Genomic DNA, 25,093 nt, shown 5'->3' on the forward strand with positions numbered 1-25,093 from the left:
TAAGCCCTAGGCTCACACCATGCGCCGAGCAAAGATCGTCTGTACATTGGGCCCCGCCACCGACTCCTACGATCAGATCAAAGCACTGGTCGAAGCCGGAATGGACGTAGCCCGCTTCAACCTCAGCCACGGCGGTTACGCCGACCACGAGGAGCGTTACCAGCACGTACGCAAGGCCTCCGACGAGACCGGCCGCAGCGTCGGAATCCTCGCCGACCTCCAGGGCCCGAAGATCCGACTCGGCCGCTTCACCGAAGGCCCCGTACTCCTCGAACGCGGCGACTCCTTCACCATCACCGTCGAAGAGGGCGCCCAGGGCGACCGCCAGACCTGCGGGACCACGTACGCCGGACTCGCCGCCGATGTCACCACCGGTGAACGCATCCTCGTCGACGACGGAAAGGTCTGCCTCGAAGTCACCTCCGTCGACGGACCCCGCGTCCACACCACTGTCGTCGAAGGCGGCATGGTCTCCGACAACAAGGGCCTCAACCTCCCCGGCGTCGCCGTCTCCGTCCCCGCCCTCTCCGACAAGGACGAGAACGACCTCCGCTGGGCGCTGCGCACCGGCTGTGACGTCATCGCCCTCTCCTTCGTCCGCAGCGGACGCGACATCGAGGACGTCCACCGGATCATGGACGAGGAGGGCCGCCGCCTCCCGGTGATCGCCAAGGTCGAGAAGCCGCAGGCCGTCGACAACATCGAGGACATCGTCGCCGCCTTCGACGGCATCATGGTCGCCCGGGGCGACCTCGGCGTCGAGATGCCCCTGGAGCAGGTCCCGATCGTCCAGAAGCGCGCGATCAAACTGGCCAAGCGCAACGCCAAGCCGGTCATCGTCGCCACGCAGATGCTCGACTCGATGATCGAGAACTCCCGCCCCACCAGGGCCGAGGCGTCGGACGTGGCCAACGCCGTCATCGACGGCACGGACGCGGTGATGCTGTCCGGCGAGACCAGCGTCGGCAAGTACCCCGTCGAGACGGTCGCCACGATGGCCCGGATCGTGGAGGCGGCGGAGGAGGACATCCTGGCGAAGGGGCTGCCGCCGCTGACCGACCGGAACAAGCCCCGCACTCAGGGCGGCGCGGTCGCGCGGGCCGCCGCCGAGATGGGTGACTTCCTGGGCGCGAAGTTCCTGGTCGCCTTCACCCAGTCCGGCGACACGGTCCGCCGCCTGTCCCGCTACCGCTCGCCGATCCCGCTCCTGGCCTTCACCCCGGACGAGGCGACGCGCTCACAGCTGAACCTCACGTGGGGTGTCGAGACCTTGCTCGGCCCGCACGTCGACTCGACGGACGCGATGGTCGACCAGGTCGACGAACTCCTCCTGAAGCACGGCCGCTGCCAGAAGGGCGACATCGTCGTCATCACGGCGGGCTCACCCCCCGGCGTCTCCGGCTCGACGAACCTGGTCCGAGTCCACCACATCGGAGAGGACGACAGCCCGAAGTAGGGGGCGGGGTTCAGTACTTGGGCCCTACGTGGATGTCCATGAGGGCGACGGAGGCGCGGCGGGCGACGGAGACGTTGCGCCAGTTCGCCTGCCTCCATTCGACACCGACTCTGTCGAGCGTATTCGTGAAGAGCCGCATGATGTCGCTCGACGAGTTGGTGAAGAAATACCGGGGATATTCGTAGAGTCTGGTCTCGCCTTTCACCAGGCGGGTGGTCCAGTTGGTGATACGGCACCCGTCGGAGTGGATGAGTCCCCGGACGAACTCCCACGGGTGGGCATCGACCGTCTCCTGCTGCCATGGCTCCAGGGCGATGGTGCGCTCATGTTTCTTGCCCGGGCCGTGCTGCGGGAAGAAGCAGGGCCAGTGCTTGCTGGCGGCGGTGACCGCCACGCAGCCGTCCTTCTTCACGCGGAGCACGCTGTTGTCCGGGCGCGCGGAGCGGATCGCGGCCTCGCAGGCGTCGATGAGGCCCGGCCAGGCGTTGTCACACACGATGCGGAGGTAGTACACGCCTTTGCGGTGGGCGCTGACGCAGCCGTCGCCGAGATAGAGGCCGAGGAGATATGCGTACGCCCGCGGATTCTCGGGCGGCTCTGGTGCACCCTGACAGCGGGGACACGGCTTCGGCCTGAGCGCCCGCTTGCGTGTGCTCATGTCGTACATGTGGACACTCTGTGAGCGGTGACCGAACGACACGCAGCAAATAGCGGATGTTCACGAGAACGAGAACATCCGCTATTTTGTGGTGACCTTGGAAACCAAGGAAAAGTGCCCCGAGTCGGATTCGAACCGACGCTGGGTGGGTTTTGAATCCACTGCCTCTACCGCTGGGCTACCGGGGCGCCCTTCGAAACGAAGGTAAGCGGTCTCCCGCCGTGACACCACCATACCGTAGCTAGGTAGGCTCTTGTCAGCTGTACCTGCCCCATAAAGAGGAGCCCCCGTGACCGCCCCCGAGTCGCCCCAGCCCGTAGACGCGCCCGACGACGACAAGTCGCACGTGCCTCCGCTGACGACCCGTGTCGTCATCGCCGAGGACGAGGCGCTGATCCGTCTCGACCTCAAGGAGATGCTCGAAGAAGAGGGGTACTCGGTCGTCGGCGAGGCCGGTGACGGCGAGGAAGCCGTCGAGCTCGCCCGGGAGCACCGCCCTGACCTGGTCATTCTCGATGTGAAGATGCCCAAGCTCGACGGCATCTCGGCGGCCGAGAAGATCGCGGAGGAATCCATCGCCCCCGTGCTGATGCTGACCGCGTTCTCGCAGCGCGACCTCGTCGAGCGCGCGAGGGACGCCGGCGCGATGGCGTACCTCGTGAAGCCGTTCAGCAAGAGTGACGTCGTTCCGGCCATCGAGATGGCCGTCTCACGGTTCACGGAGCTGAAGGCGCTGGAGAAGGAGATCGAGGACCTCACCCAGCGCCTGGAGACGCGGAAGCTGGTGGACCGCGCGAAGTCGGTGCTGCAGACGGAGTACGGCCTGACCGAGCCGGCGGCGTTCCGGTGGATCCAGAAGACGTCGATGGACCGTCGTATGTCGATGCAGCAGGTCGCCGAGGCGGTCATTCTGGACGCCGACGAGAAGAAGGCCGACAAGAAGGCCTCCAAGGGCTGACCGGCGAGCGTTCTTCCACGGCCCCGTACGGCTGAGGCCCGCACCCCGGATTCACGGGTGCGGGCCTCAGCCGTACGGCAGGCGGGAACCTCAGTCCTCGCCGAGGTACGCCTTGCGGACGGACTCGTCGGTGAGGAGGTCGCGCCCGGTGCCGGAGAGCACGATGGAGCCGACTTCCATGACGTGTCCGTGATCGGCGAGGGAGAGCGCCGCCTGGGCGTTCTGCTCGACGAGGAGGATCGTCGTGCCCTGGGACTTCAGCTCCGCGATGGTCGCCATGATCTTCTGCATCATGATCGGCGAGAGGCCCATGGAGGGCTCGTCGAGCATGAGCAGTTTCGGCTGGGACATCAGGGCGCGGCCCATGGCGAGCATCTGCTGCTCACCGCCGGAGAGGGTGCCCGCGGCCTGCTTGCGGCGTTCTCCGAGGATGGCGAAGAGGTCGTACGCGCGCTGGATGTCCTTTTCGATGCCTGCCTTGTCGTTGCGCAGGAAGGCGCCGAGGCGGAGGTTGTCCTCGATCGTCATGCGGGGGAAGATGTGCCGCCCCTCGGGGGAGTGCGCGAGTCCGAGGGAGACGATCTGGTGGGCAGGCGTCTTCTTGAGCGACTTGCCCTGGAACTTGATCTGGCCGCCGATGGGCTTGAGGAGGCCGGAGAGGGTGCGCAGGGTGGTCGTCTTTCCGGCGCCGTTGGTGCCGATGAGGGTGACGACCTGGCCGGCGTCGACCTTGAAGGAGATGCCCTTGACGGCTTCGATCTTGCCGTAGGCGACCCGGAGGTCTTCGACTTCGAGGAGTGCGGTCATCGGTCGGTCTCCTTGCGGGGCGCGGCGTCGGCCTGTGCTTCGGCCGCTTCGACCTCCGCGACTTCGGCTTGGCCGGGTGCGTCTTCGTAGGGTTCGCCGAGGTAGGCGGCGACGACGCGTTCGTCTCCCTGGACGGTGGCGCTGTCGCCTTCGACGAGTTTTTCGCCTTGGACGAGGACGGCGACGCGGTCGCAGAGGTTGAAGATGAAGCGCATGTCGTGCTCGATGACGAGGACGGCGATGCCCATGTCGCGGATCGCGAAGACGAGTTCCTCGGTGGCGCGGGTTTCCTGGGGGTTCATTCCGGCGGTGGGCTCGTCGAGGAGCAGGAGGCCGGGTTCGCTGGCGAGGGCGCGGGCGATTTCGAGCTTGCGCTGTTCGCCGTAGGGGAGGTTCCTGGCGAGGTGGTCCCGCTTGGCGGCGAGGCCGATGAACTCCAGGAGTTCCATGGCGCGTTCTTCGGAGGCCTTTTCGGCCTTCTTGAAGCCGGGGCCGCGCAGGAGCGCGGACCAGAGGCCTTCCTTGGTGCGGGTGTGGCGGCCGACGAGGACGTTTTCCAGGACGGTCATGTTGGCGAAGAGCCGGATGTTCTGGAAGGTGCGGGCGACGCCGGCGGCGGTGACCTTGAAGGACTGGGAGGGGAGGACCTTGCCTTTGTAGCGGACCTCGCCCTCGGTGGGGATGTAGAGGCCGGTGAGGCAGTTGAAGAAGGTCGTCTTGCCGGCGCCGTTGGGGCCGATGAGTCCGACGATCTCTCCGCTGTTGACGGTGAGGTCGACGTTCTTCACGGCGGTGAGGCCGCCGAAGCGCATGGTGACGCCTCGTGCGTCGAGGACGGTTTCGCCGGGGGCGTTGGCGCCCGGGGCGGTGTCCTTGGTGGTGGTGTCGGTTGTCATCGTGGTCAGGCCCCTGCCTTGCTGAGGACTGTGGGCGCTTCCGCTTCCTCGTGGAATTCGAGCTGGCGCCGCCGGTTGGGGATGAGGCCTTCCGGTCGGAAGCGCATCAGCAGGACGAGCGCGAGGCCGAAGGCGAGGAGCTGGTAGTCGCCGAGGAACTGGAGCTTGGCGGGGATGAGGTAGAGCAGTGCGGCGCCGACGAGGGGGCCGCTGATGGTGCCCATGCCGCCGAGGACGACCGCTGCGAGCAGGAAGGCCGAGTTGGGCGGGACGACGTGGGCGAACTGGTACTGCTCGGGTGTCACGGTGTAGGTGACGTGTGCCTGTACGGATCCGGCGAGGCCGGCGAGTGCGGCGCCGAGGGCGAAGGCGATGAGCTTGACGCGGAAGCCGTTGATGCCCATGGCGAGCGCGGCGGTCTCGTCCTCGCGGATGGCGACCCAGGCGCGTCCGATGCGGGAGTCTCCGCTGCGGCGGAAGACGATCACGACGATGAGCGTGATGAGGAGCATCAGGAAGAAGTAGTTGGCGAACCGCGCGATGGTGAAGCCGGCGATGGTGTGTTCCTGGCCGAAGTCGAAGCCGAGGATGTTGAGGTTCGGGATCGACGAGATGCCGTTGGAGCCGTTGGTGATGTCGGGTCCGCTGGTGCCGTCCATGTTGAGGACGCCGATGCGGAAGATCTCACCGAAGCCGAGGGTGACGATGGCGAGGTAGTCGCCGCGCAGTCGCAGGGTGGGGGCGCCGATGAGGACGCCGAAGACCATGGCGACGGCCGCGCCGAGGAGGGCGGCGGCCCAGAACGGCAGGTGGATGTCGAAGGGTGAGGAGGGGGAGCCGGAGACCATGGCCGCGGTGTAGGCGCCGACGCCGAGGAAGGCGACGTATCCGAGGTCGAGGAGTCCGGCGAGGCCGACGACGATGTTGAGGCCGAGGGCGACGGTGGCGAAGATCAGGATGTAGACGCCGATGGTCGCGTACTGGTCGTCGGACTGGGTGAAGGGGAATGCGGCGGCGGCGACGAACGCGCCGAGCATGGTGATGTTGCGGTGCTTGGCGGTGAGGGAGGAGACGCGGTTGACGAGTCCCGCCTTGGCCGCCGCGGCGAAGCCGAAGCCCGCGGTGATCAGGAAGCCCACGAACTGTTCGTCGTACTCGGTGCCGATGCCGTAGGTGAAGACGATCAGGCCGAGGCTGAGCGCGGCGATGATGATCAGGATCTCGGCGTACGCGGGGAGCTTGTGGGCCGGGGCCTTGGTGGTGCCGGAGGCGAAGGCGGCCTTGACGACGGTGCGGTTGTGGCGCGCCTTGTGGCGGAACTGCTCCCAGGCGGTGTCTTCGGGGTCGAAGGGGTCGGGCGCCGGGTGCTCGAAGGGCAGGGAGAGCGCGCCGAGGAGGGCCGCGAGGGTGGCCACGGCCGCGACCCAGCCGCCGGGTTCGAGGTTGGCGAGGCCGCCGAGTTCGGAGCTGATCGCGAGGATCGTGTACCAGGCGGTGGCGAACGCGGCGAGTGAGGCGAGCTTGATGGCGCTGTCGGCGCCGGCGGGTGTCAGCCAGCGCAGGCCCTTGACGCCGTAGGAGGCGAGGGCGAAGAGCGTGGTGAGGACGCCGCCGATGAGGACGAGGACCTGCAGGCCGCCGGGGTAGCCGTAGACGGTGAGGTCGCCGGGGAAGGCGGAGGTCCAGGTCCAGGCGAGGAACGTGGAGATGATGGTGAGGACGCCGCCGCCGGTGGCGAGGGCGCGTCCGATGTGGGGCGGGATGCCGATGAGGCCGCTGGTGTTGCCGACGGGTCCCTCGGCGGGTGCCTCGGGCGTCTCGGGCGTGTTGGTCTCTGTGGTCATCGGTGTCACGCCCTGTCCGCGACGCGCTCGCCGAGCAGGCCCTGTGGCCTGAAGAGGAGCACGAGGATGAGGAGTACGAAGGCCCAGACGTTGGCCCAGGACTGGCCGCCGAGCTGTTCCATGCCGGGGACGTCGGCGATGTAGGCGGTGGCGAGGGTCTCGGCGAGGCCGAGGACGAGGCCGCCGATCATGGCTCCGTAGATGTTGCCGATGCCGCCGAGGACGGCCGCGGTGAAGGCCTTGAGGCCGAGGATGAAGCCCATGCGGAACTGGACCTGGCCGTACTTGAGGCCGTAGGCGACGGCTCCGACGGCGGCGAACACGGCGCCGAGGGCGAAGGCGACCACGATGATGCGGTCGGTGTTGATGCCCATGAGCTTGGCGGTGTCCGGGTCCTGCGCGGTGGCCTGCATGCCGCGGCCGGTGCGGGTCTTCATCACGAAGAAGGCGAGGATCGCCATGCTGATGGGTGCCGCGATGAGCAGGAAGATGTCACCGGTCTGGATGGTGACGTCACCGATCTTGAAGGGGCCGCCCTCGATCTCGGGGAAGTTGATGGACTGCTTCGCGTCCGGGTACCACGCCCACACGGCCTGCTGGAGTGCGAGGGAGAGGCCGATGGCGGTGATGAGGGGGGCGAGGCGTGGCGCGGTGCGCAGCGGCCGGTAGGCGAACCGTTCCGCTCCCACGGCGACGGTGGTCGCGGCGATGACGGCTCCGAGGAGCATCAGGGGCAGTGCGATCCACATGGTGGTGCCGTCGGGCAGTACGTACAGGTAGACCGTGAGTGCGCCGAAGCCTCCGATCATGAAGATCTCGCCGTGGGCGAAGTTGATGAGCTGGACGATGCCATAGACCATCGTGTAGCCGATGGCGACCAGCCCGTACATGGATCCCAGTAGCAGGCCGTTGACCAGCTGCTGCGGCAGTTCGTTCACCGCATGTCCTCCGAGACGTTCGGATAGTCGAGGGGTGTGACCGGATGTGAGTCCGCGCGGGGCGCTTGTACTGCGGCGCCCCGCGCGGCTCAGGTGGTGGTGCGGGTGTGGATCAGCCGGTGTAGGTGCCGGACTTGATGGCCTTCCAGTCGCCGCCCTCGACGGAGTAGACGGTGAGCTGCTTGTTGGTGGTGTCGCCGTATTCGTCGAAGGAGACCTTGCCGGTCACCCCGTCGAACGAGACGTTCTGCACGGCCTCGGTGATCTTGGCACGGGCGTCGTCCGGGAGCTTGCCGTCGTTGTCCTCGACGACCTTCTTCACGGCCTCGATGATCGCCCAGCCGGAGTCGTAGGAGTAGCCGCCGTAGGCCTCGAAGGCCTCCTTGTAGCCGGCCGCCTTGTAGTTGGCGACGAACTCCTTGGCGGAGGGCAGCTCCTCGACGGGCGCGCCGACCGAGGTGGCGAGGTCGCCCTTGCCGCCGGCGCCGGCGAGCTTGATGAAGTCGGCGCTGTAGATGCCGTCACCGCCGACGAGCGGGATCTTGACGCCCGCGGCCTTGATCTGCTTGCTGAGCGGGCCGGCCTGCGGGTACTCGCCGCCGTAGTAGACGACGTCGGCGCCGGAGCTCTTCACCTGGGTGACGACGGCGGAGAAGTCCTTGGTGTCGGGGTCGATGTGCTGGGTTCCGACGACCTTGCCGCCGAGCTTCTTGAACTCGTCGGTGAAGGTGGCGGCCAGGCCGGCGCCGTAGGTCTTCTTGTCGTCGATGACATAGACCTTCTTCTTCTTCGCGTCGTTGTAGACGTACTGCGCGGCGAACGGGCCCTGGATGGCGTCCGTGGTCGCGGTGCGGAAGTACGACTTGTACGTGCGAACCTTCTTGGTCTGCCAGTCCGTGCCCTGGGTGAGGGTCGGGCCCGTGTTGGCGGGCGAGATCTCGACGAGCTTGGCGTCGTCGAAGACCTTCTGCATGGACTCGGCGACCGAGGAGTTCAGCGGGCCGACGACGCCGACGACGTCCTTGTCGGCGACGAACTTGACGGCGTTCTGCTGGCCCGAGGAGGGCTGCGCCTGGTCGTCGAGGGCTTCGACCTTGAAGGTGACGCCTTCGACGGTCTTCTCCTTGTTGGCCGTCTTGGCGGCGAGGTCCACGGAGTTCTTGATTCCGAGGCCCAGGGCGGAGAGGTCACCCGTCAGCGGGGCGTCGACACCGATGACGACGGTTTTGTTGCCGCTGCCGGAGTCCGAGCCGCCGTCGTCGTCGCGAGAGCCACAGGCGGTGAGGGTGAGTGCTCCCGCCGCCAGCGCGGCGGTGATGGCGATGAGCGAACGTTGACGCACGATCAGCAGTCCTTTCCCTGGCACGGCCGTTCCTCGTGGAACGGGCCGAGTCGAGCGCTGGGCCGAAAATTCTTCGAATCCGATGGCGCGGTGACTGGCCGTGACTCTAAGCGGGTGGAGGGAACGTGGAGGAGAGTCTGAAGAAGGATGTGACGCTCTTGTTATGACACGAGGTAATGCAGAGCGGTACTCGCTGGGTGGATGGGCGGAATTACAGCCGATTCGTCCGGTCCACATTGTGAGAACCCGCAGATCGTGCGGCGGTCATTTCAGCAGCGTTCTAGCGTTTTGCTAGTGACGGCCGGTCGTTGCTGCAGGCTACTTGCAGGGCGTCGGACAGGTCGTGTGCATACCGCTCACCCAGGATGTAGCTGTGGTCTTCTATTGCGCGCGTATTACGCAGAGTTACGTCCAGGAAAGGAAGTCCGGCGTTCCTCGGCGTATTCGCGCATTCCGTGACATTCATAGTGACAATGATCTTGTGGCCGAAACCCGTCCTCGTGCGGAAGGGTGGTTTGGGCACCGATGTCAGATTGAGCCCGGCGTAGGGCTGGGAGATCTCCTCGACGGTGACGGTGGGGCCGGACAGCGCGGTGACCCGTACCGCGAAGGTGAAACTGCCCTCGGGAGCGTTCGCCGGTGAGCCCTCCTGGCCCAGGTAGTCGATCTCGACGACCTGGGACGGGTACGGGCCGACGGCGGGCGGCGGTGGCTGCGGCCGGGTCGCGTAGAGGTAGCCGCCGCCCGCGAGGAGGACGGCGGTCGCCGCGGACGCGAGCACGGCACGGCGGTGCCGGGCGTAGTAGAGAGCCGCCGGGTGCCCCTGGGGCTGCTCGTGGCCGGTCGGCGGGGGAGGCCCGAGGTCGTCCCACGCGCGTGTTCCCTCGCCCGGTTCGACCGGGCCGACGCCACTCAACTCCAGGGCCCTTCCGTCGGGTTGCCGTTGCGGTACCGCTTCTCGCAGCGCTCACGGGCGGTGCGGTCGATCAGTTCTCCTGCCGCCTGTGCGCCCTCGCGCCTCTTCTCGGCCCTGGCGGCGTCCACGACGTCCATCAGGATCTCGTACTGCCCGTCGGACAGGCCCATGGACTGGTAGTCGCCGTAGGTGTCGTCGTCCAGGATCTTGCGCGACCAGTGCGCGACGAGGCGCGCGCACAGGTCCTCGGGCGGGGTCGCCGGGGGTGACGACCGCGTGCCGGGGGCCGTGCGCGTGCCCTCCGGTGCGCCGGTCGTGCCGCTCTGCGTGCCGGACCCGCCGCACCCGGTCGCGCCGGCGGTCAGGGCGCCGGTCAGGAGCGCCAGTCCGAGCACCGGCCCCCGCCAGGGGGGCCCGCCCGTTCCCATGCCCTGACGCTAGGCCGCCGGGTGCCCGGGATCAACGCCCCCGCCGGACAACGCTTTTCGGACGGGTCCGGCCGGCGGCTCAGCCGGTGGCGCCGACCCGCTCCGCGTCGCTCGGCCGCACATCGCGCAGCAGGCAGGTAAGCCGGGCGCTGCACACCCGCCTGCCGTCCTCGTCGCTGATCACGATCTCGTACGTGGCTGTCGAGCGGCCGCGGTGCAGGGGGGTGGCCACGGCGGTCACGAGGCCGGACGTGGCGCCCCGGTGGTGGGTGCAGTTCAGGTCGACGCCGACGGCGATCTTGGAGCTGCCGCCGTGCAGCATGGCGCCGACCGAGCCGAGCGTCTCGGCGAGCACGGCGGAGGCGCCGCCGTGCAGGAGTCCGTAGGGCTGGGTGTTGCCCTCGACCGGCATGGTGCCCACGACGCGGTCCGCGGAGGCCTCGACGATCTGGACGCCCATACGGGCGCCGAGGTGTCCGGCGGAGAACATGGCGACCAGGTCCACGCCGAGTGCCGAGTACTCGTCGATGACCTCTTGCGGGAACTTCACGTGGTGCTGCTCGCCCATGGGTCCGTATTCCTTACGTCGTCGGTCGTGCGGCCGGAGCCCGTGTCCGGAACCTGCGTCTAAGCGAACGCTCAGTTGGTTGTCGATTGTTCCAGACGGACGACGACGGACTTGCTGGCGGGCGTGTTGCTGGTGTCGGCGGTGGCGTCCAGCGGCACCAGGACGTTCGTCTCCGGGTAGTAGGCGGCCGCGCAGCCGCGGGCCGTCGGGTAGTGCACGATCCGGAAGCCGGCCGCGCGACGCTCCACCCCGTCCTTCCACTCGCTGACCAGATCGGTGTACGAACCGTCGGCGAGACCCAGTTCGCGGGCGTCCTCGGGGTTCACCAGGACGACCCGGCGGCCGTTCTTGATGCCCCGGTAGCGGTCGTCGAGGCCGTAGATCGTGGTGTTGTACTGGTCGTGCGAGCGCAGGGTCTGCAGGAGCAGGCGGCCCTCGGGGAGCTTCGGGTACTCGACGGGCGCGGCCGTGAAGTTGGCCTTGCCGGTGGCGGTCGGGAAGCGGCGCTCGTCGCGCGGGGCGTGCGGGAGGGCGAAGCCCGCCGGATCGGCGACCCGGTCGTTGAAGTCGTCGAAGCCCGGCACCACGCGCGCGATGCGGTCGCGGACGGTCGCGTAGTCCTTCTCGAACTCCTCCCAGGGGGTGCGGGAGTCCTCGCCGAGGACCCGGCGTGCGAGCCGGCACACGATGGCGGGCTCGGACAGCAGCTGCGCGCTCGCGGGGTCCAGACGGCCGCGGGAGGCGTGCACCATGCCCATGGAGTCCTCCACGGTCACGAACTGCTCGCCGCCGCCCTGGAGATCGCGCTCGGTGCGGCCGAGGGTGGGCAGGATCAGGGCACGCGCGCCCGTGACGGCGTGCGAGCGGTTGAGCTTCGTCGACACGTGCACGGTGAGGCGGGCGCGGCGCATGGCCGCCTCGGTGACCTCGGTGTCGGGGGACGCCGACACGAAGTTGCCGCCCATCGCGAAGAAGACCTTCGCCTTGTCGTCGCGCATCGCGCGGATGGCGCGTACGACGTCGTAGCCGTGGCCGCGCGGCGGGGCGAAGCCGAACTCCTTCTCCAGGGCGTCCAGGAAGGCGGGCGCGGGGCGCTCGAAGATGCCCATCGTGCGGTCGCCCTGCACGTTCGAGTGGCCGCGCACCGGGCACACGCCCGCGCCCGGCCGGCCGATGTTGCCGCGCAGCAGCAGGAAGTTGACGACCTCGCGGATCGTCGGCACGGAGTGCTTGTGCTGGGTGAGGCCCATCGCCCAGCACACGATGGTGCGCTTCGAGGCGAGGACCATGGACAGCGCCTCGTCGATCTGCGCGCGCGTGAGGCCCGTCGCCGTGAGCGTCTCGTCCCAGTCGGCGGCACGGGCGGCCTCGGCGAACTCCTCGTAGCCGTGGGTGTGTTCGCCGACGAACTCCTCGTCGACGGCTCCCTCCGTCTCCAGGATCAGTTTGTTCAGGAGGCGGAAGAGGGCCTGGTCGCCGCCGATGCGGATCTGCAGGAACAGGTCGGTGAGGGCCGCGCCCTTGAACATGCCCTGGGGGGTCTGCGGGTTCTTGAAGCGCTCCATGCCCGCCTCGGGCAGCGGGTTCACCGTGATGATCCGCGCGCCGTTCGATTTCGCCTTCTCCAGGGCGGAGAGCATGCGCGGGTGGTTGGTGCCCGGGTTCTGTCCGGCCACGATGATCAGATCCGCCTGGTAGAGGTCCTCCAGGAGGACGCTGCCCTTGCCGATGCCGATGGTCTCGTTCAGAGCCGAGCCGGACGACTCGTGGCACATGTTCGAACAGTCGGGGAGGTTGTTCGTCCCGTACTCGCGAGCGAACAGCTGGTAGAGGAACGCCGCCTCGTTGCTGGTGCGGCCAGAGGTGTAGAACAGCGCCTCGTCCGGGGAGCCGAGGCCGGTGAGCTCCTCGGCGATGATGTCGAAGGCGCGCTCCCACGGCACCGCCTCGTAGCGGTCGGCGCCCTCCGCGAGATACATGGGGTGCGTGAGGCGGCCCTGCTGGCCCAGCCAGTAGCCGCTGCGGGTCGCGAGGTCGGCGACCGGGTGCGCGGCGAAGAAGTCCGGGGTCACGCGGCGCAGGGTGGCCTCCTCCGCGACCGCCTTCGCGCCGTTCTCGCAGAACTCCGCCGTGTGCCGGTGCTCCGGCTCGGGCCAGGCGCAGCCCGGGCAGTCGAAGCCGTCCTTCTGATTGACCCGCAGCAGCGTCAGCGCCGTGCGCTTCACACCCATCTGCTGCTGGGCGATGCGCAGGGAATGTCCGACGGCCGGCAGTCCGGCCGCAGCATGCTTCGGTTCCGCGACCTGCGGTGCGTCCTGAACCGGATCACTCTGGGGCGGCTTGCCGGCCATGTCGGCCTCCTCTTCGAGCACATGTGTGAGGTACGTCTCCGATCCTCGCACGTGGTACCGACACGGATCCTGGCCCGGTCCGGAGAACGGGGGAGGAGGGCGGGGGGAAGGGCGGGGGAACCGGGGAGAACCGGCACGCGGACACCATCGTGGGCGGCGGGGCGGGACCGGCTGTCAGTGGGGCGTGGCAGGATCGGGGGTGTGGCAGAGACAGCATCGAAGAAGACCGAGAAGACCTCCGGCGGGGGACGCCCGCGGCTGATGCTCATGGATGGGCATTCGCTGGCGTACCGCGCGTTCTTCGCGCTGCCCGCGGAGAATTTCACGACGGCGACGGGCCAGCCGACGAACGCGATCTACGGCTTCGCGTCGATGCTCGCCAACACGCTGCGCGACGAGTCGCCCACGCACTTCGCGGTGGCGTTCGACGTGTCGCGCAAGACGTGGCGCTCCGAGGAGTTCACGGAGTACAAGGCGAACAGGTCGAAGACCCCGGACGAGTTCAAGGGCCAGGTCGAGCTGATCGGCGAGGTCCTGGACGCGATGAACGCCGAGCGGTTCGCCGTCGACGGCTTCGAGGCGGACGACATCATCGCCACGCTCGCCACGCAGGCCGAGGCCGAGGGCTTCGACGTGCTGATCGTCACCGGCGACCGCGACTCCTTCCAGCTGGTCTCCGAGCACACCACCGTGCTCTACCCGACCAAGGGCGTCTCCGAGCTGACCCGGTTCACCCCGGAGAAGGTCTTCGAGAAGTACGGGCTGACGCCGGCCCAGTACCCCGACTTCGCGGCCCTGCGCGGCGACCCGTCCGACAACCTGCCGGGCATCCCCGGCGTCGGTGAGAAGACCGCCGCGAAGTGGATCAACCAGTTCGGTTCGTTCGCGGAGCTGGTCGAGCGCGCCGAGGAGGTCAAGGGCAAGGCCGGGCAGAACTTCCGCGACCACCTGGACGCGGTCAAGCTCAACCGCCGCCTCACCGAGATGGTGCGTGACGTCGAGCTGCCGAAGACGGTGCCCGACCTGGAGCGCGCCGCGTACGACCGCACGGCCCTCGCGATGGTCCTGGACACCCTGGAGATCCGTAACCCCTCGCTGCGCGAGCGGCTGCTGGCCGTCGACCCCGGGGCGGAGGAGACCGAGGACGCGGCTCCGGTCGCCGCGGGCGTGGCGGTGGACGGCACGGTCCTCGACGCCGGCGAGCTGGGCCCCTGGCTCACCGGGCACGGCACGACGGTCCTCGGCATCGCCACGGTCGACACCTGGGCGCTCGGCACGGGATCGGTCGCCGAGGTCGCCCTCGCCGCGGCCGACGGGGCGGCGGCCTGGTTCGACCCGTCGCAGCTCGACGAGAGCGACGAGAACGCGTTCGCGCGCTGGATCTCCGACGCCGGCAGCCCCAAGGTGCTGCACAACGCCAAGGCCGTCATGCGGGTCTTCGCCGAGCACGGCTGGAGCGTCGCGGGCATCTCCATGGACACCGCCCTCGCCGCCTACCTCGTCAAGCCGGGCCGGCGCTCCTTCGACCTGGACGCGCTGTCCCTGGAGTACCTCGGCCGGGAGCTGGCGCCCGCCGCCACCGCCGACGGACAGCTCGCCTTCGGCGCCGACGAGGGCGCCGAGGCCGACGCGCTGATGGTGCAGGCCCGCGCCGTCCTCGACCTGGGCGAAGCCTTCGGGGAGCGACTGAAGGAGGTCGGCGCGGCCGATCTGCTCCAGGACATGGAACTGCCCACCTCCGAACTGCTCGCCCGCCTGGAGCGGCACGGCATCGCGGCGGACAGGGCCCACCTGGAAGCCATGGAGCAGATGTTCGCGGGCGCGGTCCAGCAGGCCGTGAAGGAGGCGCACGCGGCGGTCGGGCACGAGTTCAACCTCGGCTCGCCCAAGCAGCTCCAGGAAGTCCTCTTCGGCGAACTGGGCCTGCCCAAGACGAAGAAGACGAAGACCGGCTACACGACGGACGCCGACGCGCTCGCCTGGCTCGCCGCCCAGACCGACCACGAACTGCCCGTCATCATGCTCCGCCACCGCGAGCAGGCGAAGCTCCGGGTCACCGTCGAGGGCCTGATCAAGACGATCGCCGCGGACGGCCGCATCCACACCACCTTCCACCAGACGGTCGCCGCGACGGGCCGCCTCTCGTCGCAGGACCCGAACCTGCAGAACATCCCGGTCCGCACCGAGGAGGGCCGCGCGATCCGCCGCGGCTTCGTGGTCGGCGAGGGCTTCGAGTCCCTCATGACCGCCGACTACAGCCAGATCGAACTGCGCGTGATGGCCCACCTGTCGGAGGACGAGGGACTCCTGGCGGCCTTCACCTCCGGCGAGGACCTGCACACCACCGTCGCCTCCCAGGTGTTCTCCGTGGAGCGCGACGCCGTCGACGCGGAGATGCGCCGCAAGATCAAGGCGATGTCGTACGGGCTCGCGTACGGGCTGTCCGCGTTCGGGCTCTCCCAGCAGCTCAACATCGACGCGGGCGAGGCGCGTGGCCTGATGGACACGTACTTCGAGCGCTTCGGAGGGGTACGGGACTATCTGCGCCGCGCGGTCGACGAGGCGCGGGCGACGGGGTACACGGCGACGCTCTTCGGGCGCCGCCGCTACCTTCCCGACCTCAACAGCGACAACCGGCAGCGGCGCGAGGCCGCGGAGCGGATGGCGTTGAACGCGCCGATCCAGGGCACGGCCGCGGACATCGTCAAGATCGCGATGCTGCACGTGGACAAGGCTCTGCGGGAGGCCGGGCTGACGTCCCGGATGCTCCTCCAGGTCCACGACGAAATCGTCCTGGAGATCGCTCCCGGGGAGCGTGCGCGGGCGGAGGAACTGGTCCGCCGGGAGATGGCCGCGGCGGTGCGGTTGCGCGCGCCGCTGGATGTCTCGGTGGGCTCGGGCCCGGACTGGGAGTCGGCAGCGCACTAGCTCCGCTGGGGCCGGCTCATTCATCTGCGGGCCCGGCGGGGGTGGGCCGCGCGGTTCCCCGCGCCCCCGGGTCGGCCTGGGCGGCGGCCGGAGATCGCCTGCGGGCCCGGCGGGGGTGGGCCGCGGGGGTAGCCCCCCCCCCCGCGGGGGTTGGGGGGCCGCGGCCGTTGTCTGCGCAACGTGTTCTCATCTGGCCCGCCCGTTGCTACGGTGCCCGACCTGACGATGTATCAGTTCCATGGGGCCGGTTCCGCTCCATGAACTCGGTTCCGCCTGTGCCGGGAGGCCCGCATGCGCGCCCTGATCGCCGCCGCGACCGGTCTGGCCCTCGCGTTCGCGCTGGTCCTCCTCGTCACGGCCATGGGCTCGCCGTCGGGCGAGACCTCACCGAAACCGCTGCTCACCACCGTCCCGAGCCATCCGTAGCGCACACCCGTGACGCACATCCCCAACGCACCGGGAGGGCCGCCGAGATGCGCCGCAAGGCCAGTCTGATCCTGCTCGCCCTCGCCGTGTTCTTCGCGGCGCTGTCCCCGCTGCTGCGCTGGTACGCCTTCCCGCGCGTGGCCAAGGTCCCCGCCGACCAGTACCAGGACATGGTTCTGGAGGCGAAGGACGCGACCCTCCTCGACTACGGCTCGATGACCGCCAAGAAGGTCGACAAGGTCACCGTCGTCCAGACCCTCAAGGGCAATGTCGAGGCCTCCGAGAGGATCGAGCGGACCGCGAACCGCGACGTCGTCGTCTGGGACGGCCTCTCCTACGTCCAGGGCCCGGACGGCGAGATGGTCTCCAGGATCCCCGAGCGGTACATCTTCGACGCGCACACCCAGGAACCCGTCCACGCCACCGGCGAGAGCGTCGACGGCGACCCCGTCCGGCGCGAGGGCATCGAGTTCAAGTGGCCCTTCCTCACGGAGAAGAGGGACTACGAGTACTTCGACGCGCAGGCCCGGATCACCGAACCCATCCACTACAAGGGCACACAGAACTTCCGGGGCGTCGACGTCTACTACTTCGAGCAGACCATCCCCTGGACCAAGGTGCCCTTCCCGAAGGTCATGCCCGTCGAAGGGATCACCGCGGAGTCGGTCGCCAAGACGGGCACGACCCGCTGGTACACCACGGTCCGCAAGTTCTGGGTCGAACCCGTCACCGGAGCACCCGTCTACGGAGAGGAGATCCACCGGGAGGAGCTGCGCGGCGGCACCCTCCTGGGCGACCGCGACAAGGTGACGGCCTTCGCCGGGCACGTCAAAATGCGTGAGGACTACATCCGCTCGACCGTCGACCTGGTCAAGTCCCAGCGGCTCCTCGTCGCGCTGATGTCCTCGTACCTGCCCTGGGGCTTCCTCGTCCTGGGCGTCGGACTCCTGGCGCTCTCCCTGTACCTGGAGGCCCGCAGCCGCCGCCCCGGCGACCCGTCACCGACACGGACCCGCGAACCGGAACCGCTCAGCGCCTGAGGCGGGTTCAGGGCCTGTTGCTGCGGGCGGTCGTGTGCCGGGTCGGCCGCGCGCCCGCCGGGTCCTCGGGCCAGGGATGCTTGGGATACCGCCCGCGCAACTCCGCCCGTACGCTCCGGTAGCCGTCCTTCCAGAAGGACGCGAGGTCCGAGGTGACGGCGGCCGGGCGCCCCGCGGGCGACAGCAGATGCACCTGTACGGGCACTCCCGCGACCGTCGGCGACTCCTGCGCCCCGAACATCTCCTGCAGTTTCACCGCGAGCACCGGGCGCTCGGGATCGGCGTAGTCGATCCGGATCCTGGACCCGCTCGGCACCTGGAACCGCTCCGGCGCCAGTTCGTCGAACCTGGCCGCGTCCCCGGACGCCCAGGGCAGCAGCCGGCCCAGCGCCTGCCCGGCCTGGATGCGTTCCAGATCGGCCCGCCGCCGTGCCCGGCCCAGCTCCGGTTCCAGCCACTCGTCCACGCGCGCGTGGAGCGCGTCGTCCGAGACGTCGGGCCAGGGAGCGCCGATCCGCCGGTGCAGGAACCCGAGCCGCTGCCGCAGCACCTCGGCGTCCCGGGACCACCGCAACAGCCCGAACCCCTCCGCCGCCAGCCCGTCGAGCAACGCCTCCCGTACGAGTCCGGGGTCCGCGTTGCGCAACGGCCGTACCGCCAACTCCACGGCTCCCAGCCGCCGGACCCGCCGCGCGACGACGTCCCCGGCGTCCCAGCGCACCTCGTCGCCCGCCGCGTACAGGGCTCCCGCCGCCTCGCGCGCGACCTCCTCGTCGACCACGGCCCCGAGCCGCACGCGCGCGTGCCCCGCGCCCACCGGCCGGTCGGCGACCGCGACGGCGATCCAGGAGGCATCCCCCAACCCACTGCCCTCAGCGACCTCGGCCCGGGTCCCGCCCACCATGAGAAAAGACCCTCCCTGCCGCCGAGCAACCCGCTCAGGAAAGGCAAGCGCAGCAACGAGCCCGACGGCATGATCGTCGCCGATGCCTCGTGCCTCGGCGCGGGGCGCCCCGTCGGGGGCGCGGGGAACGGCGCGACCGGCCACGACGGACCCGCGGTCATCGGTCGACCCTCCCGCCGTGACGGGCGCGGCCCGGGACGGGACCGCGGCCCGCAGCCGCCGGACCTCTGCCCGCCACCGTCCGGCATAGGCGTCACCCCCACGACGCGCGGCCCGCAACGCGGCGGCGAGGTCGTCCCCGTACGACCGCGGCGGCTCCTCACTCAGCAGAGCGACCACTTCCGCGGCCCGCTCGGCACCGAGGGACGCCCCGGCGTCCAGCAGCGCACGCCCCAGCCGGGGATGCAGCCCCAGCCGCGACATCCGTACACCCCGGTCAGTCGGACGCCCGTCCGGCCCCACCGCGCGGACGGCCTCCAGCACGCCTCGCGCGGCCGTCATGGCGCCGGCCGGCGGCGGATCCAGGAGGGACAGCCCCGAGGCGTCGGGATCGCCCCAGCAGGCCGCCTGGAGGGAGAACGCCGTCAGGTCGGCCACCTTGATCTCCGGCGAGGGGAAACGCGGCAGGCGCCCGTCCTCCGCCTCCGTCCAGCACCGGTACACCGCCCCCGGAGCCTCGCGCCCCGCCCGCCCGGCCCGCTGCCTCCCGGCGGCCTGCGAGGCCCGTACGGTCGTCAGCGCGCTCAGGCCGCGCGCGTGGTCCACGCGCGGCTCGCGCGCCAGCCCGGAGTCCACGACCACCCGAACCCCCGGAACCGTCAACGACGACTCGGCCACCGACGTGGCGAGGACGACCCGGCGCCGCGTACCGCCGGACAGCACCGCGTCCTGCACGGCCGTCGGCGCCCGCCCGTGCACCTGCAGGACCTCGACCTCGCCGAGTCCGCCGAGCTGCCCGGCGACCCGGGCGATCTCGCCGACCCCGGGGAGGAAACACAGGACGTCCCCGTCCCGCTCGGAGAGCGCCCGGCGCACCACCGACGCCACATGGGTCAGCAACACCGGATCCACCCGCATCCCATGGGGCGGCCGCACAGGGCGCACGGACGGCGCCCACACCACCTCGACCGGATGGGAGACGCCGGCCGCCTCGACCACGGGCACATCGCCGAGCAGCCGGGCCCAGCCCTCGGCGTCGGTCGTCGCCGACGCGGCCACCAGCCGCAGCTCGGGGCGCAGCGCGGCCCGGACGTCGAGGAGGAACGCCGCCGCCGTGTCCGCGTCCAGATGGCGTTCGTGGCACTCGTCGAGCACGACCACGTCGACGCCCGCCAGCTCGGGGTCCCGCTGCAGCCGTTGCAGCAGCACCCCGGTCGTGACGACCTCCACGCGCGCGCGTGGCCCGACCACCCGTTCCCCGCGGACGGTGAATCCGACGCTCTCCCCGACCTTCTCGCCGAGCAGCCACGCCATCCGCCGTGCGGCGGCCCGCGCCGCGATCCGCCGCGGCTCGGCCACCACGACCCGCCGTGCCGGTTCCCCGCCGACCAGTCCGGCGAGCACCAGCGGCACGAGGGTCGTCTTGCCCGTGCCGGGCGGCGCGACGAGGACCGCGGCGCCACGGTCCTCCAGGGCGTCCCTCAGACCGGGCAGCGCGCCGCGTACGGGCAGCGAGTCCAGGGCGTCATGACGGATCACACGATCACATGCTCGGTACGGGTCACCCGCTCAGTCTCTCTCCCGGCCTCCGGCCGGGGGTGTCCCCGTCTAGCTTCGCTCGCACACGAAACTAGCTTCGCTCGCACACGAAGATCGCCGTGCCCGGGATCAGGTTTCCCCGAAGGGGTGACCAGCCGCCCCATTCCTGGGTGTTCCAGGCGGGCCACTCGGGCTCGACCAGGTCGACCAGCCGGAAACCGCCCGCCACCACGTCCCGGACGCGGTCGCCGACCGTCCTGTGGTGCTCGACGTACACCGCGTTCCCGTCCTCGTCCTGCTCGACGTACGGAGTGCGGTCGAAGTACGAGGAGGCCACGCTCAGCCCCTCGGGTCCCGGTTCGTCGGGGAAGGCCCAGCGGACCGGATGCGTGACGGAGAAGACGAACCGGCCGCCCGGCCGCAGCACCCGGCGCACCTCCCGCAGGACCGTCACGGGCTCGGCGACGAAGGGCAGCGCCCCGTACGCGGAGCACGCGAGGTCGAAGGAGCCGTCCGCGAAGGGCAGCGCCGTGGCGTCCGCCTCCACGAGCGGGACGCTGTCGGCGCCGATCCGCAGGGCGTGCTGGAGCTGCCGGTGCGAGAGGTCCAGGGCGACCGGGCGGGCACCCTGGGCGGCCAGCCAGCGCGAGCACTGGGCGGCCCCCGCGCCGATCTCCAGGATGTCCTTGTCCTTCAGGTCCTCCATCGGGCCCAGCAGCTCGGCCTCGATCTCGTCGAGGCCCTCGGGGCACCACACGAAACGGTCGTCGCCGAGGAACGTGCCGTGCTCGACCTGGTAGTCGTCCGCGTTCCGGTCCCACCAGCCGCGATTGGCGCGGGAGCTTTCGGAACCCCCTGCCGCACGGCGGGTCGCCTCGGGCTCGGGCGGTTCGAACTCGGACGCCTCCGGCGAGGACGCTTCGGGCCGGGACGGTTCGGGCTCTTGGATGATCGGCTCCCTCGTATTAATCTGCGGTCACTTCCGAGCGGTCCGTCCTGGCGGCGGTCACGAAAGTGGCACCACAGAATCCGCGTGACCCCGTGGCGTTGCCTGATGTACGGCTGCCGCCGCGTGGGTCTTGTGCCGGGTATGCGGCGATCCGCCCCGGGTGTGCGCCTTCGCGCATTGACCCTGTCCGGCTGCCCCCGTATGCTACAAGTTGCGCTGCGGGCCTGCGCTCCTCAGACGTAGCAGGCTGCGCTCGCATCTGTCGTATGTCCCCTCGGTTTTCGAGGCGCCACCGGCGAGTGTTCTCATCGAACACGGCCCGGATTCGGCGCTTCCTTGGCTGTCCGGCCTTCTTCAGAGCGAAACGGGCTCCCGGCGTAAGCAGTACCTACGACTCACTGTCCGTACCGGAGCCCTTTCCCACATGACGAGCAGCACCGAGACCACCTCTACCACGCCGCAGGTAGCGGTCAACGACATCGGCAACGAGGAAGCCTTCCTCGCCGCGATCGACGAGACGATCAAGTACTTCAACGACGGCGACATCGTCGATGGCGTCATCGTGAAGGTCGACCGGGACGAGGTCCTGCTCGACATCGGTTACAAGACCGAAGGTGTCATCCCGAGCCGCGAGCTCTCGATCAAGCACGACGTCGACCCGAACGAGGTCGTCAAGGTCGGCGACGAGATCGAAGCCCTTGTTCTCCAGAAGGAGGACAAGGAAGGCCGCCTGATCCTCTCGAAGAAGCGCGCCCAGTACGAGCGCGCCTGGGGCACCATCGAGAAGATCAAGGAAGAGGACGGCATCGTCACCGGCACCGTCATCGAGGTCGTCAAGGGTGGACTCATCCTTGACATCGGCCTCCGTGGCTTCCTGCCGGCATCTCTCGTCGAGATGCGCCGTGTCCGTGACCTCCAGCCCTACGTGGGCAAGGAGCTCGAAGCCAAGATCATCGAGCTGGACAAGAACCGCAACAACGTGGTCCTGTCCCGCCGTGCCTGGCTGGAGCAGACCCAGTCCGAGGTCCGCCAGACGTTCCTCACCACCCTCCAGAAGGGTCAGGTCCGTTCCGGCGTCGTCTCCTCGATCGTCAACTTCGGTGCCTTCGTGGACCTGGGTGGCGTCGACGGCCTGGTGCACGTCTCGGAGCTCTCCTGGAAGCACATCGACCACCCCTCCGAGGTTGTCGAGGTCGGCCAGGAAGTCACCGTCGAGGTCCTCGACGTGGACATGGACCGCGAGCGTGTCTCCCTGTCGCTGAAGGCGACGCAGGAAGACCCGTGGCAGCAGTTCGCCCGCACCCACCAGATCGGCCAGGTCGTGCCCGGAAAGGTCACGAAGCTGGTTCCGTTCGGTGCGTTCGTCCGCGTGGACGAGGGCATCGAGGGTCTGGTGCACATCTCCGAGCTGGCCGAGCGCCACGTGGAGATCCCGGAGCAGGTCGTCCAGGTCAACGACGAGATCTTCGTCAAGGTCATCGACATCGACCTCGAGCGTCGTCGCATCAGCCTCTCGCTGAAGCAGGCCAACGAGTCCTTCGGCGCGGACCCGGCCTCGGTCGAGTTCGACCCGACGCTGTACGGCATGGCCGCGTCGTACGACGACCAGGGCAACTACATCTACCCCGAGGGCTTCGACCCCGAGACCAACGACTGGCTCGAAGGTTACGAGTCCCAGCGTGAGGTGTGGGAGAACCAGTACGCCGAGGCGCAGACGCGCTTCGAGCAGCACCAGGCTCAGGTCATCAAGTCCCGCGAGGCGGACGCCCAGGCCGAGGCCGAGGGTGTCGCCACCCCCGGTGCGGCTCCGGCCGCCTCCGGCGGCAGCGGTGGCGGCGGTGGCGGTTCGTACTCCTCGGAGTCGGACGACAACTCCGGCGCCCTGGCGTCGGACGAGGCCCTTGCCGCTCTGCGCGAGAAGCTCGCCGGCGGCCAGAGCTGAAAGCTCACCGCCAGCGGTAGCTAGCTGGTAATCGCGGGCCCGCACCCACCTGGGTGCGGGCCCGCGGTGCGTCTGTCTCCCGGCCCGTCCGATCCTCCCGGCCCTCCGGACCCGTACCCGCTTCCGGTCCCGGCCGGTGCCAACGCCTCGCGCGCGTGCCTGTCGTGGGCATGAGAAGCCGGTAAGAGGCGCAGTGAAGCGGTGTGAACCGGGAATGCCCATCTCCTGACTCGTGTTGTCGATTAGGAACACGAGGAGGAGCGGTCACAGTGCTTGATCCGCAGGGTTTGTACGCATGGGAGCCGAAGGGCCTGGCCGTGGTCGACGTGGCACTCGCCCAGGAGTCGGCCGGTCTTGTCATGCTCTACCACTTCGACGGATACATCGACGCGGGCGAGACCGGCGACCAGATCGTCGACCGGGTGCTCGACTCGCTGCCCCACCAGGTCGTCGCGCGTTTCGACCACGACCGGCTCGTGGACTACCGCGCCCGCCGCCCGCTGCTGACGTTCAAGCGCGACCGCTGGGCCGACTACGAGGAGCCCACGCTGGACGTGCGGCTCGTCCAGGACGCCACCGGAGCGCCCTTCCTGCTGCTCTCCGGGCCCGAACCGGACGTGGAGTGGGAGCGCTTCGCCGCGGCCGTCCAGCAGATCGTGGAGCGCCTCGGCGTCAGGCTGTCCGTGAACTTCCACGGCATCCCCATGGGCGTCCCGCACACCCGCCCCGTGGGCCTCACCCCGCACGGCAACCGCACGGACCTCGTGCCCGGCCACCGCAGCCCCTTCGACGAGGCCCAGGTGCCCGGCAGCGCCGAGTCCCTGGTCGAGTACCGGCTCATGGAGGCCGGACACGACGTCCTCGGAGTCGCCGCGCACGTGCCCCACTACATCGCCCGCTCCCCGTACCCGGACGCCGCGTTGACGGTCATGGAGTCGATCACGGCCGCGACCGGCCTGGTCCTGCCGGGCATCGCGCACGGGCTGCGCACCGAGGCGCACCGTACGCAGACGGAGATCGACCGGCAGATCCAGGAGGGCGACGAGGAACTCGTCGCCCTGGTCCAGGGACTTGAGCACCAGTACGACGCCGCCGCGGGCGCCGAGACGCGGGGAAACATGCTGGCGGAGGCGGTGGACATTCCGTCCGCGGACGAGATCGGCATGGAGTTCGAGAAGTTCCTGGCCGAGCGCGAAGGTGATGCGTAGCTCGCTTTTTGTGGCGGCCACGCGTTACCGCTTCGCGGGGGAGGGGCAGGGGGGTTGTGTTTTGAGTGCGGGTTCGGTGGGGGCTGGGCGCGCAGTTCCCCGCGCCCCTGAGGGGCGCCCCGGCGGGAGCCCCTGATCGAACCCGGGCTTATGCTGCTGGGCATGTTGAAGGTGGGGCTGACCGGTGGGATCGGGGCCGGTAAGAGCGAGGTGTCGCGGCTGCTCGTGGAGCACGGGGCCGTGCTGATCGACGCCGACAGGATCGCCCGGGAGGTCGTCGCGCCGGGAACACCCGGGCTGGCGGCCGTGATCGACGCCTTCGGTAAGGAAGTGCTCGCCGCGGACGGCACCCTCGACCGGCCGAAGCTCGGCTCCATCGTCTTCGCGGACCCGGACAGGCTCGCCGTGCTGAACTCGATCGTGCACCCCCTGGTGGGCGCCCGCTCCCGCGAACTCGAAGAGGCGGCCTCGGCGGACTCCGTGGTCGTGCACGACGTCCCCCTGCTCACGGAGAACGGCCTCGCGAAGCTGTACGACCTCGTCATCGTGGTCGACGCCGCTACGGAGACACAGCTCGACCGGCTCGTCCGGCTGCGCGGTATGACCGAGGCCGACGCCCGCGCCCGTATGGCGGCCCAGGCCACCCGCGAGAAGCGCCGGGAGATCGCGGACGTCGTCATCGACAACGACGTACCCCTGGAAGAGCTGCGGCGACGTGTACGGGACGTGTGGGCGGACCTGGAACGGCGGGCCCGGGCGGCCGGCGAGCCACAGGCGTCCTCGGAATAGTGGGTGTCCGCCAGGCGTTGACGCCCCGCAGTGAGGGAAGGAATGTG

20 protein-coding genes and 1 tRNA gene are annotated in these 25,093 nt (G+C 69.5%); 8 read left to right on the forward strand and 13 right to left on the reverse strand.

Translation table 11 applies throughout. The features are described from left to right. Positions 1 to 19 precede the first annotated feature (19 nt). Entirely contained in the window at positions 20 to 1,456 is a 1,437-nt protein-coding gene (gene pyk / locus ACFVH5_RS04095) for a pyruvate kinase (RefSeq protein WP_384808146.1), read from the forward strand. A 10-nt stretch (positions 1,457 to 1,466) separates the two neighbouring features. On the opposite strand, the gene ACFVH5_RS04100 is transcribed toward pyk, so the two are convergent. Together ACFVH5_RS04100 and ACFVH5_RS04105 are read right to left on the reverse strand one after the other, a co-directional pair. Further along, positions 1,467 to 2,123, reverse strand: coding sequence for a hypothetical protein (locus tag ACFVH5_RS04100; protein ID WP_385831907.1), 657 nt, complete (start codon positions 2,121 to 2,123; stop codon positions 1,467 to 1,469). Between the two features lie 106 nt (positions 2,124 to 2,229). Continuing rightward, positions 2,230 to 2,302 (reverse strand) — tRNA-Leu (locus tag ACFVH5_RS04105). 101 nt (positions 2,303 to 2,403) lie between these two features. On the opposite strand from ACFVH5_RS04105, the gene ACFVH5_RS04110 reads away from it, so the two are divergent. Next, the gene (locus ACFVH5_RS04110) at positions 2,404 to 3,072 is read left to right on the forward strand and encodes an ANTAR domain-containing response regulator (protein ID WP_107017560.1); all 669 of its coding nucleotides are present in this window, start codon (positions 2,404 to 2,406) and stop codon (positions 3,070 to 3,072) included. A gap of 90 nt (positions 3,073 to 3,162) precedes the next feature. On the opposite strand, the gene ACFVH5_RS04115 is transcribed toward ACFVH5_RS04110, so the two are convergent. The 9 genes from ACFVH5_RS04115 to ACFVH5_RS04155 form a co-directional block, all read right to left on the reverse strand. Continuing rightward, entirely contained in the window at positions 3,163 to 3,879 is a 717-nt protein-coding gene (locus tag ACFVH5_RS04115; protein WP_107017561.1) for an ABC transporter ATP-binding protein, read from the reverse strand. Beyond that, complete coding sequence (locus ACFVH5_RS04120) at positions 3,876 to 4,775, reverse strand: ABC transporter ATP-binding protein (protein WP_384808151.1); 900 nt, start codon at positions 4,773 to 4,775, stop codon at positions 3,876 to 3,878. Before ACFVH5_RS04120 ends, ACFVH5_RS04115 begins: the two co-directional genes overlap by 4 nt. Before the next feature lie 5 nt (positions 4,776 to 4,780). Further along, positions 4,781 to 6,619 (reverse strand): branched-chain amino acid ABC transporter permease, encoded by a 1,839-nt coding sequence (locus tag ACFVH5_RS04125; RefSeq protein ID WP_385831909.1) that lies wholly within the window; start codon positions 6,617 to 6,619, stop codon positions 4,781 to 4,783. 5 nt (positions 6,620 to 6,624) lie between these two features. Continuing rightward, positions 6,625 to 7,557, reverse strand: coding sequence for a branched-chain amino acid ABC transporter permease (locus ACFVH5_RS04130; protein ID WP_210883595.1), 933 nt, complete (start codon positions 7,555 to 7,557; stop codon positions 6,625 to 6,627). A 112-nt stretch (positions 7,558 to 7,669) separates the two neighbouring features. Next, on the reverse strand, positions 7,670 to 8,899 hold the full coding sequence (locus ACFVH5_RS04135; RefSeq protein ID WP_384808155.1) for a branched-chain amino acid ABC transporter substrate-binding protein: 1,230 nt from the start codon (positions 8,897 to 8,899) through the stop codon (positions 7,670 to 7,672). Positions 8,900 to 9,179: 280 nt separating this feature from the next. Continuing rightward, a complete protein-coding gene (locus ACFVH5_RS04140) occupies positions 9,180 to 9,815 on the reverse strand; it encodes a Tat pathway signal sequence domain protein (RefSeq protein WP_385831911.1) in 636 nt (211 codons plus the stop codon). Then, positions 9,812 to 10,243, reverse strand: a complete 432-nt coding sequence (locus ACFVH5_RS04145) for a hypothetical protein (RefSeq protein WP_385831913.1) — start codon at positions 10,241 to 10,243, stop codon at positions 9,812 to 9,814. The genes ACFVH5_RS04140 and ACFVH5_RS04145 overlap by 4 nt, the downstream gene beginning before the upstream one ends. A gap of 79 nt (positions 10,244 to 10,322) precedes the next feature. Beyond that, the gene (locus ACFVH5_RS04150; protein WP_384808161.1) at positions 10,323 to 10,811 is read right to left on the reverse strand and encodes a PaaI family thioesterase; all 489 of its coding nucleotides are present in this window, start codon (positions 10,809 to 10,811) and stop codon (positions 10,323 to 10,325) included. Between the two features lie 71 nt (positions 10,812 to 10,882). Beyond that, entirely contained in the window at positions 10,883 to 13,162 is a 2,280-nt protein-coding gene (locus ACFVH5_RS04155) for an FdhF/YdeP family oxidoreductase (protein ID WP_385831915.1), read from the reverse strand. A 201-nt stretch (positions 13,163 to 13,363) separates the two neighbouring features. Between ACFVH5_RS04155 and polA the strand changes: the two genes are divergently transcribed. From polA to ACFVH5_RS04170, 3 genes are all read left to right on the forward strand, one after another. Continuing rightward, positions 13,364 to 16,090 carry a DNA polymerase I gene (gene polA / locus ACFVH5_RS04160; RefSeq protein WP_385831916.1) on the forward strand — a complete coding sequence of 909 codons (2,727 nt, stop codon included), beginning with the start codon at positions 13,364 to 13,366 and terminating at the stop codon, positions 16,088 to 16,090. 291 nt (positions 16,091 to 16,381) lie between these two features. Then, complete coding sequence (locus ACFVH5_RS04165) at positions 16,382 to 16,516, forward strand: SPW_0924 family protein (RefSeq protein ID WP_210883605.1); 135 nt, start codon at positions 16,382 to 16,384, stop codon at positions 16,514 to 16,516. Positions 16,517 to 16,563: 47 nt separating this feature from the next. After that, entirely contained in the window at positions 16,564 to 17,556 is a 993-nt protein-coding gene (locus ACFVH5_RS04170; protein ID WP_385831918.1) for a DUF3068 domain-containing protein, read from the forward strand. 7 nt (positions 17,557 to 17,563) lie between these two features. Here the strand turns inward: ACFVH5_RS04170 and hrpB are convergent, their stop codons facing one another. Continuing rightward, positions 17,564 to 20,158 (reverse strand): ATP-dependent helicase HrpB, encoded by a 2,595-nt coding sequence (gene hrpB, locus ACFVH5_RS04175; RefSeq protein ID WP_385831919.1) that lies wholly within the window; start codon positions 20,156 to 20,158, stop codon positions 17,564 to 17,566. A gap of 91 nt (positions 20,159 to 20,249) precedes the next feature. Further along, entirely contained in the window at positions 20,250 to 21,128 is an 879-nt protein-coding gene (locus ACFVH5_RS04180; RefSeq protein WP_385831997.1) for a class I SAM-dependent methyltransferase, read from the reverse strand. A gap of 403 nt (positions 21,129 to 21,531) precedes the next feature. On the opposite strand from ACFVH5_RS04180, the gene rpsA reads away from it, so the two are divergent. The 3 genes from rpsA (at position 21,532) to coaE (ending at position 25,046) form a co-directional block, all read left to right on the forward strand. Next, positions 21,532 to 23,049, forward strand: coding sequence for a 30S ribosomal protein S1 (gene rpsA / locus ACFVH5_RS04185; RefSeq protein WP_107017577.1), 1,518 nt, complete (start codon positions 21,532 to 21,534; stop codon positions 23,047 to 23,049). A gap of 269 nt (positions 23,050 to 23,318) precedes the next feature. Further along, the gene (locus ACFVH5_RS04190; protein WP_385831921.1) at positions 23,319 to 24,257 is read left to right on the forward strand and encodes a PAC2 family protein; all 939 of its coding nucleotides are present in this window, start codon (positions 23,319 to 23,321) and stop codon (positions 24,255 to 24,257) included. 162 nt (positions 24,258 to 24,419) lie between these two features. Continuing rightward, positions 24,420 to 25,046 (forward strand): dephospho-CoA kinase, encoded by a 627-nt coding sequence (coaE, locus tag ACFVH5_RS04195; protein ID WP_385831922.1) that lies wholly within the window; start codon positions 24,420 to 24,422, stop codon positions 25,044 to 25,046. The last annotated feature ends 47 nt before the right edge of the window (positions 25,047 to 25,093 follow it).

Source organism: Streptomyces sp. NPDC127119 (genome assembly GCF_042677425.1).
Lineage (GTDB): Bacteria > Actinomycetota > Actinomycetes > Streptomycetales > Streptomycetaceae > Streptomyces.